14 protein-coding genes are annotated in these 17232 nt (G+C 61.1%); 12 read left to right on the top strand and 2 right to left on the bottom strand.

Annotated elements, in window-relative coordinates:
- Positions 1-231 precede the first annotated feature (231 nt).
- The 6 genes from IQ26_RS15740 (at position 232) to IQ26_RS15715 (ending at position 6219) form a co-directional block, all read left to right on the top strand.
- Complete coding sequence (locus IQ26_RS15740; protein ID WP_145718775.1) at positions 232-633, top strand: single stranded DNA-binding domain-containing protein; 402 nt, start codon at positions 232-234, stop codon at positions 631-633.
- Between the two features lie 145 nt (positions 634-778).
- Positions 779-1663, top strand: a complete 885-nt coding sequence (exoK, locus tag IQ26_RS15735; RefSeq protein ID WP_145718773.1) for an endo-1,3-1,4-beta-glycanase ExoK — start codon at positions 779-781, stop codon at positions 1661-1663.
- A gap of 61 nt (positions 1664-1724) precedes the next feature.
- The gene (locus IQ26_RS15730) at positions 1725-3056 is read left to right on the top strand and encodes a UDP-glucose dehydrogenase family protein (protein ID WP_145718771.1); all 1332 of its coding nucleotides are present in this window, start codon (positions 1725-1727) and stop codon (positions 3054-3056) included.
- Between the two features lie 96 nt (positions 3057-3152).
- Complete coding sequence (locus IQ26_RS15725) at positions 3153-4613, top strand: GMC oxidoreductase (protein ID WP_145718769.1); 1461 nt, start codon at positions 3153-3155, stop codon at positions 4611-4613.
- Complete coding sequence (locus IQ26_RS15720) at positions 4610-5059, top strand: hypothetical protein (RefSeq protein ID WP_145718768.1); 450 nt, start codon at positions 4610-4612, stop codon at positions 5057-5059. Before IQ26_RS15725 ends, IQ26_RS15720 begins: the two co-directional genes overlap by 4 nt.
- A gap of 80 nt (positions 5060-5139) precedes the next feature.
- Complete coding sequence (locus tag IQ26_RS15715) at positions 5140-6219, top strand: glycosyltransferase (RefSeq protein WP_145718766.1); 1080 nt, start codon at positions 5140-5142, stop codon at positions 6217-6219.
- Between the two features lie 144 nt (positions 6220-6363).
- Here IQ26_RS15715 and IQ26_RS15710 read toward each other — a convergent pair whose 3' ends face one another.
- Together IQ26_RS15710 and IQ26_RS15705 are read right to left on the bottom strand one after the other, a co-directional pair.
- Positions 6364-7386: a phosphoribosyltransferase gene (locus IQ26_RS15710; RefSeq protein WP_145718764.1), complete on the bottom strand. Its 1023-nt coding sequence runs from the start codon at positions 7384-7386 to the stop codon at positions 6364-6366.
- A gap of 38 nt (positions 7387-7424) precedes the next feature.
- Positions 7425-8921, bottom strand: a complete 1497-nt coding sequence (locus tag IQ26_RS15705; RefSeq protein ID WP_145718762.1) for a lipopolysaccharide biosynthesis protein — start codon at positions 8919-8921, stop codon at positions 7425-7427.
- Between the two features lie 190 nt (positions 8922-9111).
- Between IQ26_RS15705 and IQ26_RS15700 the strand changes: the two genes are divergently transcribed.
- The 6 genes from IQ26_RS15700 (at position 9112) to IQ26_RS15675 (ending at position 16813) form a co-directional block, all read left to right on the top strand.
- Complete coding sequence (locus IQ26_RS15700; RefSeq protein WP_145718760.1) at positions 9112-10284, top strand: glycosyltransferase family protein; 1173 nt, start codon at positions 9112-9114, stop codon at positions 10282-10284.
- 25 nt (positions 10285-10309) lie between these two features.
- Positions 10310-11305 carry a glycosyltransferase family 2 protein gene (locus IQ26_RS15695; protein WP_145718758.1) on the top strand — a complete coding sequence of 332 codons (996 nt, stop codon included), beginning with the start codon at positions 10310-10312 and terminating at the stop codon, positions 11303-11305.
- Positions 11305-12255, top strand: coding sequence for a glycosyltransferase family 2 protein (locus IQ26_RS15690; RefSeq protein WP_145718756.1), 951 nt, complete (start codon positions 11305-11307; stop codon positions 12253-12255). The genes IQ26_RS15695 and IQ26_RS15690 overlap by 1 nt, the downstream gene beginning before the upstream one ends.
- A complete protein-coding gene (locus tag IQ26_RS15685) occupies positions 12245-13192 on the top strand; it encodes a glycosyltransferase family 2 protein (protein ID WP_145718754.1) in 948 nt (315 codons plus the stop codon). The genes IQ26_RS15690 and IQ26_RS15685 overlap by 11 nt, the downstream gene beginning before the upstream one ends.
- A 72-nt stretch (positions 13193-13264) precedes the next feature.
- A complete protein-coding gene (locus tag IQ26_RS15680; RefSeq protein ID WP_145718751.1) occupies positions 13265-14161 on the top strand; it encodes a UTP--glucose-1-phosphate uridylyltransferase in 897 nt (298 codons plus the stop codon).
- 270 nt (positions 14162-14431) lie between these two features.
- On the top strand, positions 14432-16813 hold the full coding sequence (locus IQ26_RS15675) for a polysaccharide biosynthesis tyrosine autokinase (RefSeq protein ID WP_145718749.1): 2382 nt from the start codon (positions 14432-14434) through the stop codon (positions 16811-16813).
- Positions 16814-17232: the final 419 nt, after the last annotated feature.

The following is a 17232-nucleotide window of genomic DNA, read 5'->3' as shown; positions in this document are numbered from 1 at the left end:
CTCCAAATGATGCGAATTTCCGATTCGCCACACTAGGTGGTTGCCTACTGGCTCTGGGGATGGCATGTATGTTGCGGTGCAGCAATTTTGGTTTGCCAATAGAATTGGCCCATAGTCTCCCTGTCATAGGAGCTGGACGATGCGACAAGATCTTTTTGACCCGCACGGGTGCGGGGGCCGGCCATAGGTCCGGTCACCACAGGACCCCGACCACAACAGGACTCTGAGCGTATGGCCTCGATATTCGGCTTCAGATCAAGGGATCCGGCTCGCGACAGGCAGACCGACATTTCGCGCCTTGACCGTCTGGCAAAGCTGCTTGACCAGATTGCCGCCGAGGTCGAGGCGGAGAAAAACGGACTTGAGAATCGCTACCGGACAAAGGCCACGAACGCGGCCTTCCTGGTCGAGGCGATGGAGAATGGGGCGGCCTCCGCCAGCAGATCCTCCGAGGTCAGCGAACTGACGAAGTCGATCCTGAATTACGAGCGGCGCATCGCGGCGCTCTCGCGTCAGAACGAGCTTATGAAGGAACTCAGTCATTCGTTGGCTGCAATCTTCGACGAGAATGAGCCGCGCGGCACGGCGGCCAAGGCCGATGTCGCTAAGCCGGCTGGCACCGGCACGGATTGAGCGCAAAACCCCGCAGGCAAGAGGTTTGGCGCCAGGGCAAGAGGCAACGCAAGGAGGGACTAGAGAAGGTCAAGATCAGGTCGTTTCGTCACGGTTCGAACATCGACTTTGGGTTGGGGGCGCACAGCACAAAGGTGAGTTTGTTATGAAGGCGGATCCGAAAAGCACGTCCACCCCGACAACCGGCGCCCCTGCAACCGGCGGCAGGCCGTTCGCGCGCTCGATCGGGCAAGGGAACCTGAGGCAGCTATGTTCGGGCGGCGCGTTTCTGCTGGTCGCACTCGGCAGCCTGATCGCAGGCCCGACCCCTTCCCGTTCGCAGGATATCCCGACTGCGCCATCCTTCGTCGATGATTTCACCAGCTTCGATCGTGCGCGCTGGTACGTATCCGACGGCTGGACGAACGGCAGTCATCAGAACTGCACCTGGTCCAAAAAGCTGGTTAAGCTTTCCGACGGTGTGCTGACGCTCGGTTTTGAAAAGCGGAAGCTGAAGGATCGCGACTTTGCCTGCGCCGAGATCCAGACCAAGAAGCGCTTCGGCTATGGCACCTATGAGGCGCGGATGAAAACCGATGTGGGCTCCGGCATCAACGCCGCCTTCTTCTCCTACATCGGCCCCTCCGACAAGCAGCCGTGGGATGAAATCGACTTCGAGGTGCTGACCAAGGACACCTCCAAAGTGCAGGTCAATGCCTACATAGCCGGCAAGGGCAACAACGAGAAACTGGTGGATGTAGCGGGCGGCACCGACAAGGCTTTCAACGACTACGCCTTCGTCTGGGAGAAGGATCGGCTGCGCTGGTACGTCAATGGCCAGCTCGTGAATACGATCACCGATCCGGCAAAGCTGCCCAGCCATGCGCAAAAGATATTCTTCAGCCTTTGGGGCAGCGATACGATGAAGGGCTGGCTCGGCACGTTTTCGGATCCGGGCCGCAAGCTCACCCTGCAAGTGGACCGCCTCGCATTCACGGCGCTAGGCGAGCCTTGCCAGTTCCCGGAATCGTTGGCATGCGGCATAAAGTAAAAGCTAATTTGAACCGGCTCGACCGAAAGCGGTCCGAAGCCTTGAACAGGAATGAAACCGAATGAATTTGACGGTCTTTGGAATTGGCTATGTCGGTCTCGTGCAGGCGGCGGTGCTTGCCGAAGTCGGCCACCAGGTGGTGTGCGTCGACGTCGACGTGAAAAAGGTCGAGCGGCTCAATCAGGGCCTCATCCCGATTTTCGAGCCCGGGCTCGAAAGCCTTGTCAAGGAGAACCATGCGGCCGGCCGCATCAAGTTCACCACCGACGCTGCCGCCGCGGTCAGGCATGGCGAGATCCAGATGATCGCTGTCGGCACGCCTCCGGGAGAGGACGGTTCGGCCGACCTCAAATATGTGCTGGCCGTCGCCGAGGCCATCGGCCGGGAGATGGACGCGCCCAAGATCGTTGTCGGCAAATCGACCGTGCCGGTCGGCACCTGCGAAAAGGTAAAGGCCAGGATCGCCGCGACGCTGAAGGCGCGGGGCCGCGAGGATCTGGCTTTCGATGTTGCCTCCAATCCGGAATTTCTCAAGGAAGGCTCCGCGGTGGCCGACTGCATGAAGCCCGATCGCATCATCGTCGGCACCAGCAGCGAGAGCACCGAGGCGGTGATGCGTGAACTTTACGCCCCGTTCAACCGCAACCACGAGAAGATGATCGTGATGGATGTGCGCAGCGCCGAATTCACCAAATACGCGGCCAATTGCATGCTGGCGACCAAGATCAGCTTCATGAACGAAATGGCCAATCTGGCCGAGGAGCTGGGCGCCGACATCGAGGAGGTCCGCAAGGGCATCGGCAGCGATCCCCGCATCGGCTACCACTTCATCTATCCAGGCCTCGGCTATGGCGGCTCGTGCTTCCCCAAGGATGTGCGCGCCTTAATCAAGGCGGCGGAAGGCGTCAAGTTCGACGCCAAGCTGCTGCGCGCGGTCGAGGAGCGCAACAACGAGCAGAAGTCGGTTCTGTTCGAAAAGGTGAATCGCCATTTCAAGGGCAATCTCAAGGGCAAGACCTTTGCGCTGTGGGGCTTGGCCTTCAAGCCCGACACCGACGACATGCGCGAGGCGCCGGCGCGTGTCTTGATGGAAGCGCTCTGGAACGCCGGTGCCAAAGTGCAGGCTTACGATCCCGAGGCGATGCAGGAATGCCAGGCCATCTATGGGCAGCGCGAGGATCTGCTCTTGTGCGGAACCAAGGAGGCAGCGCTGCGTGGCGCCGACGCACTCCTGATCGCCACCGAGTGGAAGAGCTTCCGCGCGCCTTCTTTCGACGCGATGAAGGATGCGCTGACCACGCCGATCATCTTCGATGGCCGAAACCTCTACGACCCGAAGGTCATCGCTCGCCACGGCATCGAGTACCACAGCATCGGCAGGTTGGCGGCGTGAGACCATGCGGGAAAGCCTGGCAAAACCGGCTCGGACACCAAGGACGGTTACGAGGGCTTCGATGAACGCGCTCGTATCAACAAAGGGTTTTATCTGATGGTGCTGGGTATCAGGCCGGAACAGACCGCAAACGACCATTTCGATCTTGTCGCCATCGGCTCCGGATTCGGCTCGGCCTTCTTCCTGCATGCGTTCGCCAAGCGGCGAAAGGCCCGCATTCTGGTTCTGGAATGGGGCCGGCACAACACGCATGAATGGCAGCTCGAGCAGAACGCCAACACCGACATCGAAGACGAGACAACCTACAGGACCAACTCGGACAAGCCGTGGAACTATACCATCGGATTGGGTGGCGGAACGAATTGCTGGTTCGCGCAGACGCCGCGCTTTCATCCGAACGACTTCAGGTTGAAAAGCCTCTACGGCGTCGGCAACGACTGGCCGATCAGCTATGACGAGCTCGAACCGTTCTACTGCGATGCAGAGGAGGTTATGTCGATTTCAGGCGATCCCGACATGGCCGCGATGATGCCGCGTTCCAGGCCGTTTCCACAACCACCGCATCACATGTCGACGCCGGACCGGATGATGAAAGCGGCGCAGCCGGACCAGCATTTTGTGGTGCCGACTGCGAGGGCGCGCGTGCCGACCGCGCAGCGGGCCTCGTGCTGCGCCAACTTGCGATGCGGCCTATGCCCGGTCGACGCGAAATTCACTGCCAACAATGGCCTGATGCACGTCTTCGAGCATCCCGACGTTTCGGTCTGCCTTGGCGCCGAAGTGCGTCGGCTCGACCATGTCGGCGGATCGGTCCGTTCGGTGACATTCGTGCATGACGGCAAGGAATATTCGGTCGGCGGCGATCTCTTCATTCTGGGCGCCAATGCCATCCATAGCCCGGCGATCATGTTGCGGTCCGGCCTGTCGGGCGAATTCGTCGGGCGCGGCCTGCACGAATCCTACGGATGGAATTTCGAGGCCTATCTCGACGGTGTCGACAATTTCGACGGGAGCACCATCACCACAGGCCTGAATTTCGGCCTTTATGACGGCTCCCATAGATCGCAGCATGCGGCGGCGCTGGTCTATTTCGAAAACCGCTGGCAGCACGGGATGCGCCCCGAAAAGGGTCGTGTCCGTCAGACGCTTCCCCTCATCATCGTCACCGAAGATCTGCTCGATCCAGAAAATCTCGTGATCCTCGACGAGGATGAAAACGCCTTCGTCAGTTTCAAGGGAGCATCCGACTATGCCGTCGAGGGCATGGCGCGGGCAAAGGAGAAATTGCCGGCGCTTCTGGCTCCGCTGCCGGTCGAAGAGATTTTCGATCGCGGCATCCGGCCGACCGAGTCGCATGTCCAGGGCACTTTGAGAATGGGCTCAAGCCCGGCGGATTCCGTCGTCGACCGGGACATGATCCATCATCAGCTCAGGAACCTGGTTGTGGTCGGCTCGAGCACATATCCAAGCTGCTCATGCGCCAACCCGAGCCTGACCGCGGCAGCCCTTTCCTTGCGGGCGGCGAGCCGGATAGCGGGAAAGGAAATGGCCGGATGATCAAGGTTTCGCGGCGCGCGGCACTGGCCATCATGGCTGGCGGAGTTGCTTCGACCGGCATCGCCTACGCCGCCGTTTCCTCGCTTTCCGACGAGGACCTGGTGCGCGTCACGCTCGAAAGATATTTCGGCAGGCTGAACATGCGTATCGAACATTTGCAGCAGTTCGTTCTGGAATTCCAGAAGCGGAATCCCTGGATGTTTCCAAACGAAAAGCTGAGCGATGCGGTCACCTTGCTTGAGACGCTGAAATTGGGCGCCGCACGCCGGTTTCTGCCCGAACAGAAAAAAGAGGATCTGAGGCAGTTCGACCGCTGGGTCATTGCCGAGTTCCATATGCTGACCGACTACGCCCGGCGCAGTTCGCCAACCGATCCGATCCGGTTCACCGGGTGGCAGCCATGCACCAATCCGTTCGCCAATATCGAGATGCAACAGGATGCCTGAGGCGGAACGCAAGCCATCATCCGTAAACAAGCAATGCGTCATCGCCCGTAAACGTGAGAATGCGACAAGGAGCCGAAACCATGAAAGTGCTTTTTGCAGGTGGCAACGGTTACACGCCCCAGTTTAGCGGCGGTGTCCAGTCCAGCACCCATCATCTTGCCGAGCAGTTGCTCGAGCAGGGCCATGAGGCGTCGGTGCTCGCCGCCCTGTTCGGCCAGGGCGTCTTCGGCTACAAGGCGCGCGCCAAGATGAAGCTTCTGAGGCAGCGCGCGGTCATCGACAGCTATCCGGGCTACCCGGTCGTGCGGGCCTGGTTTCCCTGGGAGGCGGCGGCTTTTGCCGTCCAAAAGCTGAGGCCGGATGTCGCCGTGGTCCAGTGCCACAAGTCGGTTCCGATCGGCAAGGCGCTGCAGGCCGAAGGCGTGCCGCTGGTCGTCTATCTCAGGAATGTCGAATTTCACGAATTGGGCGGCGATCTGCGCGAGCTGCATTCGGCGCTCTACATCGCCAATTCCGAGTTCACCGCGCGCACTTACAAGGCAAAATTCGATATCGATTCGACGGTAATACCGCCGACCATCAATCCCGCGCTCTACAGCACGCCGACGACAGGCGAGTTTGTCACGCTGATCAATCCTTATGAGGAAAAAGGCTTCGAGCTTGCAGTGCGCATTGCCGCCGCCTGCTCCGAAATCCCGTTCCTGTTCGTCGAAAGCTGGAAGCTCGACGACGACCATCGGGCCCGGATCGAGCAGACGATCGCGCCGCTTGGCAACGTCACGCTGGAGAATCGGACCAGCGACATGAAGACGGTCTATGGCCGCACGAGAATCCTGCTCGCCCCCAGCAAGTGGGAAGAGGCCTGGGGTCGGGTTGCGTCGGAAGCCCACTGCAGCGGCATTCCCGTCGTAGGCTCACGTCGTGGTGGGCTGCCCGAAGCGATCGGCTCCGGTGGCGTGGTGCTGGATTACGACGCCCCGCTCGCCGATTGGGTGGCCGTGGTCAGGCGCCTGTGGACCGACAGGCAGGAATATGAGCGGCTTTCTGCGGCGGCGCGTGCATTCTCCGAGCGCCCGGAACTCGATCCCGGGCGCCAGTTCGCGACCTTCTTCTCGATGCTCGAGAGGGCGGTACGACAGCCTTCGCGGCAGGCCGCCTAATGCATGTCGCCCAAAAGCATGCCCTCGGTCTTGAACCGAGGATGCACAGCGGTTTTGGGGCAACGACATGCAAAAATAAGAACTTAAAGCGCGTTGCATGAATCCCATCAGACGCGACGCGCTTTAAGTTCTCTAAAGCCAGGTTCAGGCCGGTCGTTTGACCCGGCTCTTCAGCGTTTCATAGCCGCGTTCGCCAAGCAGCGTGCGCGCGACGGTCTTGATCGCCGTCTTGCGCCCGTCAGGCGAATTGATCTCCCGCAATCTGCCCGGAAGGTTGCGCGCCGCCTGTCCAAGTGAGGGAAGCGACAGCGCATCGGGATAACTTATCAGATGCGTTTCCACGCACAGCACCGGCTTGCCAGAAAGCTCGGCGATCTTGAGCGCCTGCTGGTGCTCGCTTTCGATGAACAGGATGGCATCGGATTTGCGGTAGAAATCGGCTTTGAAACTGCCATGCACGCCAAGCCGCTGCCGTTCCGCCTTGCTCGGCAGATCAAGCATGATCAGTCTGTCGTATTCTATGCCGTGCTTTGCGAGCCATGCTTCGGTAAGCGCGCGGTATTTCTCCAGCCGGCTGGTGACGAGCCAGCCGATTTTGCGGGTCGGGCCAAACAGGGGCAGCGCTTCGCTGAGGAATTTCTCATAAGCGGGACCGTCGTCGTTTTCGGCTTCGGTCGGGTCCAGACAAAGCACGCCGTCAATGTCGACGCAGCATTGCGCCAGGAATTTGTGGTGCATGAAGTTCCACTGGAACATCCTTGGATGCGGCACGACTTCCAGGACGATATCGGTTTCTTCGTGCTGCGCCAACAGGCCGAACACTGCGGCAAAGGTGAAGTCCGCCTTGATGCCGGAAGCCTCTACACGGTTGCGCGCCTCGCGCATGGCGGCGCCGCCGCTGACGCTGTCGTCGAGCACCAGAACCTTGCGCATGTCGGAGGCCTGCCGGTCGAGCGCGGCGCGGCGCTTGGTGACCCCTGACGTATAAATCTTTCCGGCGAGGAAACTGTCCAGGTCAGTCATAGGGATGTTCGCCGTCAGGCTGAACAGCGTGGCGGCGAGAATGCCGCTTCGGGGAACGCCGACCACCAGGTCGATGTCTCGCGGCAGCCGGTGAAGGTTCCTGACAATCGCGTCGTTCATGTCGGAGATCGATCGGTAGTGCATGGGATCAGACCTGGTCCTCGTATGAATGTCCGTGCAAGTTACTTCGCCTCGCTTGGTGCTGCCGTGGGCGGCCGTGCCGGCAGGAGTTTCAGGGCCTCCCGCAACGCCTCGCGGCCAGAAGCAAACGCCAGCGCGACTACAACGGTGATAATGTAGGACAGCACCGCCGCAATCGCCATGGCGATGACGTGCTGTTGCGGCAGCAGCGGCTTGGCGAACCAGATGGTGGCAAGCGCCAGATGCCCGCCAAGCACGAAGGGCGTTGCCGCGCGAAGGATATGGCTTGCGCGCAGCGGCCCGGTCTTGCCGATATACAGCCACAGGAAGGGTGTTCTGAGATATTCGCTGATCGCATAGGCGATCGCCACGCCCAAAGCGCCATAAGGCAGGCCGGCGATGAACGCCACCACCGACGTCAACGCTGTTACGATGCCCCAGCGCATGAAATCGCCCGAGCGGCCCTGGCTGATGAAAAGCCATCCCGCCGGGTTGTTGAGCGGCTGCAGCAGTCCGGCAAAACCGAGCGCCAGGAAGATGCTGGAACTCTGCCGCCACTGCTCGCCGAGCACGAACGGTATCAGCACGTCGGACATGGCGGTGGCGAAGGCGACGCCGGGAAGTGCGACCAGCAAGATCAGAGGCATGACGCGAAGATAGGCGCTGCGGTAGCGATCCGGTTCGTCCTTCAGCCTGGAAAGAGCCGGCACCATGACCTTCGTCAGCGGATTGGTGATCTGGCTCAATGGGAACAGAAGCAGTTTGTAGGCCCGGTCATAAAGCCCGAGCTGCGCTTCGCCCCAATATTTTCCGATCAGCACATTGTCGAGATTGCGGGCAAAGAAGTTGGCGAAATTGAACCCGGTGATGCCTGCGCCAAAATTGATCAGTTCGCTGATCCCATCGACCCTGCGCGGCAGGCTAGGGCGCCATCGCGAGTTTGCCCAGAAGCAAAGCGTGGGCAGCACGGCTGCTGTCAGCGTGCCGGCAAAAAGCGCCCAGTAGGAACGGTCGATGAAAGTCCAGGCGATCGATACGACGAGGCCGGCGACGGCACTTACGACATCGATGATGGCCAGGCGGGCGAACTGCATGCGGCGTGTCAGCAGCGCCAGATGCTGGGCGCCCAGCCCGTAGGCTATGATCTGCAGCCCCAACGCGGCCACCAGACCTGTCACCCGCGGCTCGCTGTAGAAGGCGGCGACCAGCGGTGCCGCGCCGGCAAGCACGCAGGCAAGTAACACGCTGACCGCGACATTGACCCAGAACAGGTAGTTGATCTCTTCATGCCTGATTCCGCTTTTCTGGATCGTCGCCTGGGTCAGGCCGAAATCCTGGAACAGCGCGATGAAGGCAAGCACCGGCGCACACATCGCCACGACACCGAAGTCCTGCGGCGACAGCAGGCGCGACAGCACGATGACGGAGGCGACCTGCGTCGCAACCCGTACCGATTGCGCCAAAGCCGTGATGATAGCGCCGCGTCCGACCGATCTGCGGAGAGAGCCCTCTGGCGGATCGAATGCATTGGCTTGCAAATTCAGGATTCCTGATTTTTGTGCCGGTCCCTATGACAGGCCCGCGCCCTATGCCATCATCAAACTACGGCAATAATTTTGCAGTGCAACAAAAAACGTGGATCTTTGTCACGCCGCGCCAAAAATGTTGCGATGCAGCAAAAGCTGTACTAGGTTTCTTGGTGGGCGGGCCAACAGCGGTCGATTTTTCATGCTGCATGTCTTGTACTTGGTACACGACGTCTCCGACCCGGCAGTGCGCCGGCGGATCATAATGCTCAAGGCAGGCGGCGCCCAGGTCACACTGGCGGGCTTCCGTCGGACGGCAAGCCCGATCGCCGACGTCGATGGTTTGCAGCCGATCGATCTTGGCGCGACGCGCGACGGCCGATTCGCCCAGCGGCTGGCAGCGGTCGCGAAGGCGGCGGTCTCAATCGGCTCGAAACTCGGTTCCATGCCAAGACCCGACCTCATCATCGCGCGCAATCTGGAAATGCTGGCGCTTGCCCGGCGTGCCAGGTCGGCTTTCCAGGTGGCGGTGCCGATTGTCTACGAGTGTCTCGACATCCACCGCCTGGTGCTTCGCGACGACCTTCTGGGCAAGGCCATGCGCGGCGCGGAACGCTATCTGGCCAGAGATATAAAACTCCTTGTGACCAGTTCGCCGGCCTTCATAGCCAACTATTTCAAACCGTTCGGGCAGATCGCCGCGCCGATCGAATTGCTCGAAAACAAATATTTCGAGCCTGCCGCCGTTTCGCTGGATGATCGCATCGTGGCAGAGAATCCCATCGCTCCGCCTTGGCGGATCGGCTGGTTCGGCGCACTCCGGTGCCGCCGCTCCCTGGAGCTTCTGGCCGAATTTTCCCGCCGGCTCGACGGTCGCTTCGAAATCATCCTCAGGGGCCGTCCGGCGCTTTCCGAATTTCCGGATTTTCACGCTTTCGTCGAATCTGAGCCTTGGCTCTCGTTTGGCGGACCCTATCGGAATCCCGAGGATATGGCTATGATCTACCGGGAGGTTCATTTTTCCTGGGCCATAGATTTTTTCGAGCAGGGGCTGAATTCCGAATGGCTGCTGCCTAACCGCCTCTATGAGGGCTGCCGCTTCGGCGCCGTGCCGATCTCGATGCGCCGCACCGAAACCGGCAGGTTCCTCGACCGGCAGGGCATCGGCGTTCTTTTGCCCCAAGCCACGCCCGAGGCGCTTGAAGCCGCTTTGGGCGACATGGAGGAGCATCGTTTCGGGAATTTGCGGGCACGTGTTCTTGCCCGCAATCCGCGAACCTGGAGCCATGACCGCAGCGATTGCCGGGCGCTCGTCGAGAAGCTTCGTGGGTTGACGGCCGCGCCCGATGCATATGCTGCCGAGGCTCTGGCATAGGATGGGTAGGGATGGACATGGGTCGATGACGCAAACTGGAATGCTTCCGTCCAGCCTGATCGTGATTCCGTGCCTGAATGAAGCGGCTCACATCGGGGCGCTTGTTCATGAGCTTCGACCGGCGGCCGAGAGGCTTGGCGCCAGGATCGTCGTTGCCGATGGCGGCAGCACTGACGGCACAAGGGCGATCGTCGAGGAGATCGCCGTGGAGGATCCGCGGATCATCCTTCTTGACAATGAAAAGCGCCTCCAGAGCGCGGCGATCAATCTTGCGGTCGCCAGTTACGGCGCAGGGGCCGAATATCTCATTCGCATCGACGCGCATGGCGGCTATCCCCCGGACTATTGCGATCGGCTGATCGAGGAGGCGCTGGCCACTGGCGCGGATTCGGTCGTCGTCTCGATGCTGACCAGCGGCAGCGGCATGGTGCAGAAAGCGGTGGCGGCTGCGCAGAATTCCAAGCTCGGCACGGGTGGCTCCAAGCACCGGCATGTTTCGGCGGGAGAGTGGGTCGATCACGGCCATCATGCGTTGATGCGAATATCAGCCTTCAAGGCAGTGGGCGGCTATGACGAGACGTTCAGTCATAACGAGGATGCGGAGCTCGACTACCGGCTCCGTCGGTCCGGTTACCGGATCTGGATGACCGGTAAGACGCAAATGACCTATTACCCGCGCTCGTCGCTCGCCGGCCTCTATTTCCAGTATCTCGGCTATGGCCGCGGCAGGGCAAAGAACGTTCTCAAGCACCGCATGATACCGAAAGTCCGGCAGATGGTGCCGCTTCTGGTGGTTCCCATCGTCGTTCTCGCGGCTTTTTCCTTCGTGCATTGGCTGGCGATCGTGCCGCTCCTGATATGGGCGTCGGTCTGCCTCGGCTATGGCGTGTGGACCGCCATCAGCCAGCGCAATCCGGACAGTGCCCTTGCCGGGATTTCGGCGATGGTCATGCATTTCGGCTGGTCCGTCGGCTTTTGGCTGCAACTGCTTGGACCGCGGTCACAGCGCAGGGTGGCGTGATGGGCGTGGCCGAAGAAAACCGCAGCATCGACATCTGCGTCTGCACGTTTCGGCGGCCGGAGCTTGCCGACACGCTTCGCTCGATTGCCGCCTTGGACGTACCTCCGGGATTCGACGTCCGCGTCATCGTCGCCGACAATGATGACGGCCCGACGGCCGAACTGCTGGTGGCGACGCTGGCGGAGACGCTGAAGCTGCCGATCAGCTACCATCATTGCCCGGCCCGCAACATCTCGATCGCCCGCAACGCCTGCCTCGACGCCAGCACGTCGGATTTCGTCGCCTTCATCGACGATGACGAAATGGCAACCGCCGGCTGGCTCGCCGAACTGGTTGCGACGGCGCAAGTGAGCGGCGCCGCCGCCGTGCTCGGGCCGGTGCGGGCACGCTATCGGCCTGATGCGCCCGACTGGATGCGCCGTGGCGATTTCCACTCCACCTTGCCCGTCTGGGTGCGCGGCGAGATCCGCACCGGCTACACCTGCAACGTTCTGCTCAGGATGGGCGCCGACAGCCTGCGCGGCCGGCGGTTCAGCCTCGCGCGCGGCCAGACCGGCGGCGAGGACACCGAATTCTTCGACCATATGGTCAAGGCCGGCGGCCGCATCGCCTTTTCGCCGCAGGCCCGGGTCGACGAAGTGGTGCCGCGCGCCAGGGCCGCATTCGACTGGCTCCGCCGCCGTCGGTTCCGTGTCGGGCAGACGCATGGGCACCTCCTGGGACGCGACGCGCGTGGTCTCGCGCTGGTCAGGCAAGTCGGCCTCGCCTCGGCAAAGGCGCTCTATTGTTTCGCATCGGCAATCCCGGTCGCCATCAATCCCGTGCGCAGGAACCGCAGCGTGCTTCGCGGCATCATGCATGTCGGCGTCGTGAGCGGTCTCGTCGGTGTGCGTGAAATTCGTCAATACGGCCTGCCCTCGCCGCAGGAAGGGGGCAAGCGTGCAGCCTGACGTCACCTTTGTCATTGCCGCTTACAATGCGGAACTGACCATCGAGCGGGCGATCGCCAGCGCCATCGCCCAGCGCAATGTCAGCGTCGAAATCATCATCGTCGACGACCAGTCGCGCGACCGGACGCTCGATCTGGCGAAATCCTATCCGCAAGATGTCGTACGTGTCGTCGCCCTTGCGCAGAACCGTGGTCCCGGCGGCGCCAGGAATGCCGGCCTCGAGCTTGCCCGCGGCAGATGGGTCGCGGTGCTCGATTCCGACGATGCGGTCTATCCAGGGCGGATATGCGCCATGATCGACCGCGCGGAGAAAGCAGGCGCCGAGATCGTCGTCGACAATCTCCAGGTCGTTCGCGAGGACGGCGTTGCCGAAGAGACGATGTTCCCGGCCGACTATCTGGAGGGCTTGGGTGAAATCTCGCTGGCGGACTATATCGCCGGCAATGTGGTCTTCGAATCCAGGTTCAACCTTGGCTATCTCAAGCCGATCTTCCAGCGCCGGTTCCTGAACGAAAACGGCCTTCGCTATGACGAAAGCCTGATCATCGGCGAAGACTATATCTTGCTGGCCAGTGCTCTGGCCAAGGGCGGAAAATGCGTGGTCGAGCCGACGACCGGCTATGTCTATCATATCCGGACCGGCTCCATTTCCCGCGTGCTCGAACTTCATCACGTCGAGGCGATGCGCAAGGCTGATCTCGTCTTCGCCAGAACCCATTCGATGGACGCGGCCGCCCAGGCCGCTTTCGCAAGGCGCACGCGCAGCCTGCGCAAGGCGGCGTCGTTCCTGTCGCTGGTCCAGCATATCAAGGCGCGGTCCCCGCTCAAGGCGGTGTGGACGGCGCTCAGCGATCCGGCGGCGGTTCGGCATATGAGCATGCCGATCGCCATCCGGCTGCGAAGGGTAGCGGCACAGCTTGCCGTGGGTGGGAGGTGAAGAGTGCGGGTGAATGAAAATGGTTGCAGGCCCCGCAATAATTGAAGTCGATCCCCTCAGAAGGAATATGCAATGAAGAAAGTCAGGAAGGCAGTCATACCGGTGGCGGGGCTTGGGACGCGATTCCTGCCGGCGACCAAATCCATGCCGAAGGAAATGCTGCCGGTCGTCGACAGGCCCGTCGTGCAATATGCGGTGGACGAGGCGTTCGAAGCCGGCATCGAGCACATTGTCTTCGTGACGGGCCGCAACAAGGCGGTCATCGAGGATTATTTCGACCTGCATCCCGAATTGATTGGGACTTTGGAGCAGAGCGGCAAGACGGCGCAACTTCAAGCGCTCGAAAGCCTGCTGCCCGTGGCCGGCGCCACGAGTTTCATCCGGCAGCAGTCGCCGCAAGGTCTCGGCCATGCGGTATGGTGCGCCCGGGAGGTCATCGGCGATGAGCCCTTCGCATTGCTGTTGCCGGACATGGTGTCTTTCGGCGGGCGCGGATGTCTCGCCGAAATTGCCGACCTCTATGCACAGACCGGCGGAAACGTGATCGCCGTCGAACGCTGCGATCCGACCGAAACCAGCAAATACGGCATTGTCGGCTGCGGCGCGGACGTCGGCACGGGCTTCGAGGTGACCGCCATGGTCGAAAAGCCGGCTCCGGCCAATGCGCCGTCGAACTACTACATCAACGGCCGCTACATCCTGCAGCCCGAGATTTTCTCGTTGCTCGGCAATCAGCAACGCGGTGCCGGCAACGAAATCCAGCTGACCGACGCCATGGTCCGCCTTGCGCAAAACCAGGCTTTCTTCGCCCAGCCCTTTAACGGCTGCATGTTCGACTGCGGCTCGAAGGAGGGGTTCATCCAGGCCAACGTCGCCTTCGCGCTGTCGCGCGACGATATGAAAGAGGCCGTCTTCGACATGCTTCAGGAGTTCGTCCGGACGCATGAGCGCCGGGTAGAAGCCGCATAATGCCCATTTTTTGGTAGCATTAGCATATGAGGGTGGCGCAAGACACGCCGATGCGGTTGGTCGCCCGGATCTCGCGGTATCTGGCATGAAGCTTGCGTCCCATATATGCTGGTGCTCCTGATCTTGCTCTAGCGCCTGCAAACGAGAGCATCGACCCAAAAATGGAGACCGGTTTTGGGAAAATCCGATGCTCGCACAAAGAGATAGAGCGGCGGAACAGTTCGACTTGAAGGACCGCCGCTCTAGACGCAAACTAGAATTGGATCGAAGATGAATTATGCCAATTTTCCTCTCGACAAGAGGAAGCCATTGCCGAGTTCAGACGCAGTAAGCGCCGAAGACTTCATCGATGTCGAGCGCCTGCTCGGCATGGCAGCAAGGCAGGCAAAGGTGGTCGCGGCATGCGCCGCCATCGGTCTTTTTCTGGGCGTGCTCTATTTGCAGACCACGCCTCCCACCTACATGGCGATGAGCCGCGTGCTGATCGACGAAGGCTTGAACAAGGTCGTCGACGAGGTCTCGGCGGCGTCGGTCAGCATGCAGACCGATTCCGCCATTCTGAGCCAGATCGAAATTCTCCACTCGGCCAGGCTGGCGGCGGTGGTCGTCGACAAGCAGAAGCTCGATCAGAACGACGCTTTCATGAATCCCCCCACATCGGCCGTGTCGAAGGCTGCCGGTTTCGTGCGCGGCATGGTCCGGTATTTCCGCCCCAACCCTGCCGTGGGCGTCACCGACGTCACCCAGCTTGATGAGGCGGCGCGCGAGGCGATGATGGCTTCGTCACGCCGCGATTACGCAATCCTCAAATTGCAGAACGAGGTGCAAGCCGAGCGCCTCGGTCGAAGCTATGTGATCTCCATCGCCTATCAGGCGACGGATCCCGTACTTGCGACCGCGATCACCAAGGCCTATGCCGACGCCTATCTCGCGGATCAGCTCGATGCGAGCTTCGATGCGACCGAGCGGGCGGCGGTCTGGCTGCAGGGCCGGCTGACCGAGCTTCGCGAAAGTTCCCAGGCAGCGTCGCTCGCCGTCGAGAGATTCAGGGCCGAACATGGGTTGGCCGTCGATGATGGTCAGTTGATCAGCGACAAGCAACTGTCCGACCTCAATGGCCAGCTCATCGAGGCGCAGGCCGATACCGCCCGCGCCAGCGCCCGATACCAGCAATACAAGTCGATCGTCGAAAGCGGTTCGGACAACGCATTCAGGGATGCCGCCATATCCGCCGACCAGCCGAGCAACTCAGTCATTTCAACGCTCAAGACCCGCTATCTCGCTGTCGCCAAGCGGCTGCAGGATATCGAAGCCAACTTCGGCGCCGAGCATCCCCAGGCGGTCGCACTTACCAAGGAAAAGGCCGACATATCGGCGCAGATTTTCGGCGAGCTGAAGCAACTGACCGAAAGCTACCGCAACGAATACGAAGTCGCTCTCGCACGCGAGACAGCGCTCCGCGCAAATGTCGCGTTGGCGGCTGGCAAGAGTTCCATCGACAACCAGTCGCAGGTCAAGCTGCGCGAACTGGAGCAGAAGGCTACGGCGCTCTCGACGCTCTATCAGACGTTCCTTGGCCGCTACGAGGAAGCCTCCCAGCAGCAATCGTTCCCGGTCGGCAAGATCCGCGTCATCTCGGACGCGAAGCTGCCGCAGTCCGCCGCAACCCCACGCACGTCCATTGTACTGGGACTTTCGCTTGTGCTTGGCGTGATGCTGGGGGCCGGGGTTGGCGGCTTGAATGAATTCAGGGAGCGGTTCTTCAGGACAGGCGAGGACGTTCGCGATCGCGTCGGCCTCAAATTCCTTGGCTACCTGCCGATCATTGGCAGCAAGATCGGCAAAGACGACAAGCGCGATGACGGTCAGGCGGATGTCAGGACCGCCCAATCACCGTCAGCCGCCGAAAAGCGCGCGCGTATGCGTGTGAGCATCGACGCACCGGCATCGATGTTTTCCGAAACGCTCCGCAGCACCAAGATTGCCTTCGACGTCGTGATGGAAGGGCAAGGCAGCCGTGTCATTGGCATAGTCTCGGTCCTTCCCGGCGAGGGCAAGTCGACCGTGGCGGCAAATCTGGCCGGACTGCTTGCCGCCAACGGGTCCAAAACGCTGCTGGTGGACGGTGACCTGCGCAACCCCGGCCTCAGCCGCAGCCTTGGCATGGAGACCGAGCAAGGCCTGATGGAAGCGGTGGTGAGCGGGCAGACGTGGCAGTCCGTCGGCAAGATCGACCGGCAGACGAAGCTGGCGATCATCCCGGCCGTCCCGCGCGGTCATTTCTCGCACACAAGCGAGCTTCTGTCGTCGGCCGGAATGCGGCGTTTCATCGACAACGCCAAGGAAACCTTCGAATACATCATCGTCGATCTGCCGCCGCTCGGCCCCGTGGTCGATGCCAAGGCTTTTGCTCCGCTTGTCGATGGTTTCGTGCTGGTAACCGAGTGGGGGCGCACGCCGCGTGCGATGGTGCAATCCATACTGAGTTCGGAAACTTATATCGCCAACAAGATCGTCGGCGTGGTCCTGAACAAGGTCGATTTGAAGAAGCTGGCGAAGTATGGATCGATCGGCGGCTCGGAAAAATTCTTCGACCGATATTCGACCTACTATCTGGAAAAATCGGAAGCGCGGACGAAGGCAAACACCTGAGGCCGGCATTGCCGCGCCGCGCGTCTGTTTGTTCCACCAAAAGACGCTTGGAGCCTTTTGCAGCCAAGTGGAATCACTCGGCGCTGCAGAGATGCGGCTAGTCTCTCATGTTCCCTGTCAAGGCTGAGCGCAAGACGGATGGTCTGCTGCGGCGTGGGCGAAGCAGTTGGATCGGCTGAAGCTGCACAGGGCTGGGGGTGGAGCTCAGAGACGACGGTTGATCAGACTCTCATCCGCGGGTTGGATACCGCCTTCCGTGTCTTCGTCTCGGGGCTGTCCTCTGTCTAGAGGGCGGGCGTCGAGCGGGTTGGCTCGGCCACATAACTAGCGACGGGAGTTCCCCACCGTGGCCCCACCCCCAACGCTGTGCAGCGGGTCGGGTCGAGACCTGTCTATGACGGTGCGACCTCCCGACCGAT

The organism is Mesorhizobium tianshanense (assembly GCF_007830515.1).
In the GTDB taxonomy this organism is placed as follows: domain Bacteria; phylum Pseudomonadota; class Alphaproteobacteria; order Rhizobiales; family Rhizobiaceae; genus Mesorhizobium; species Mesorhizobium tianshanense.
The sequence above is the reverse complement of the archived record's forward strand: the minus strand, read 5'-3'. Positions and strand labels throughout refer to the sequence as shown.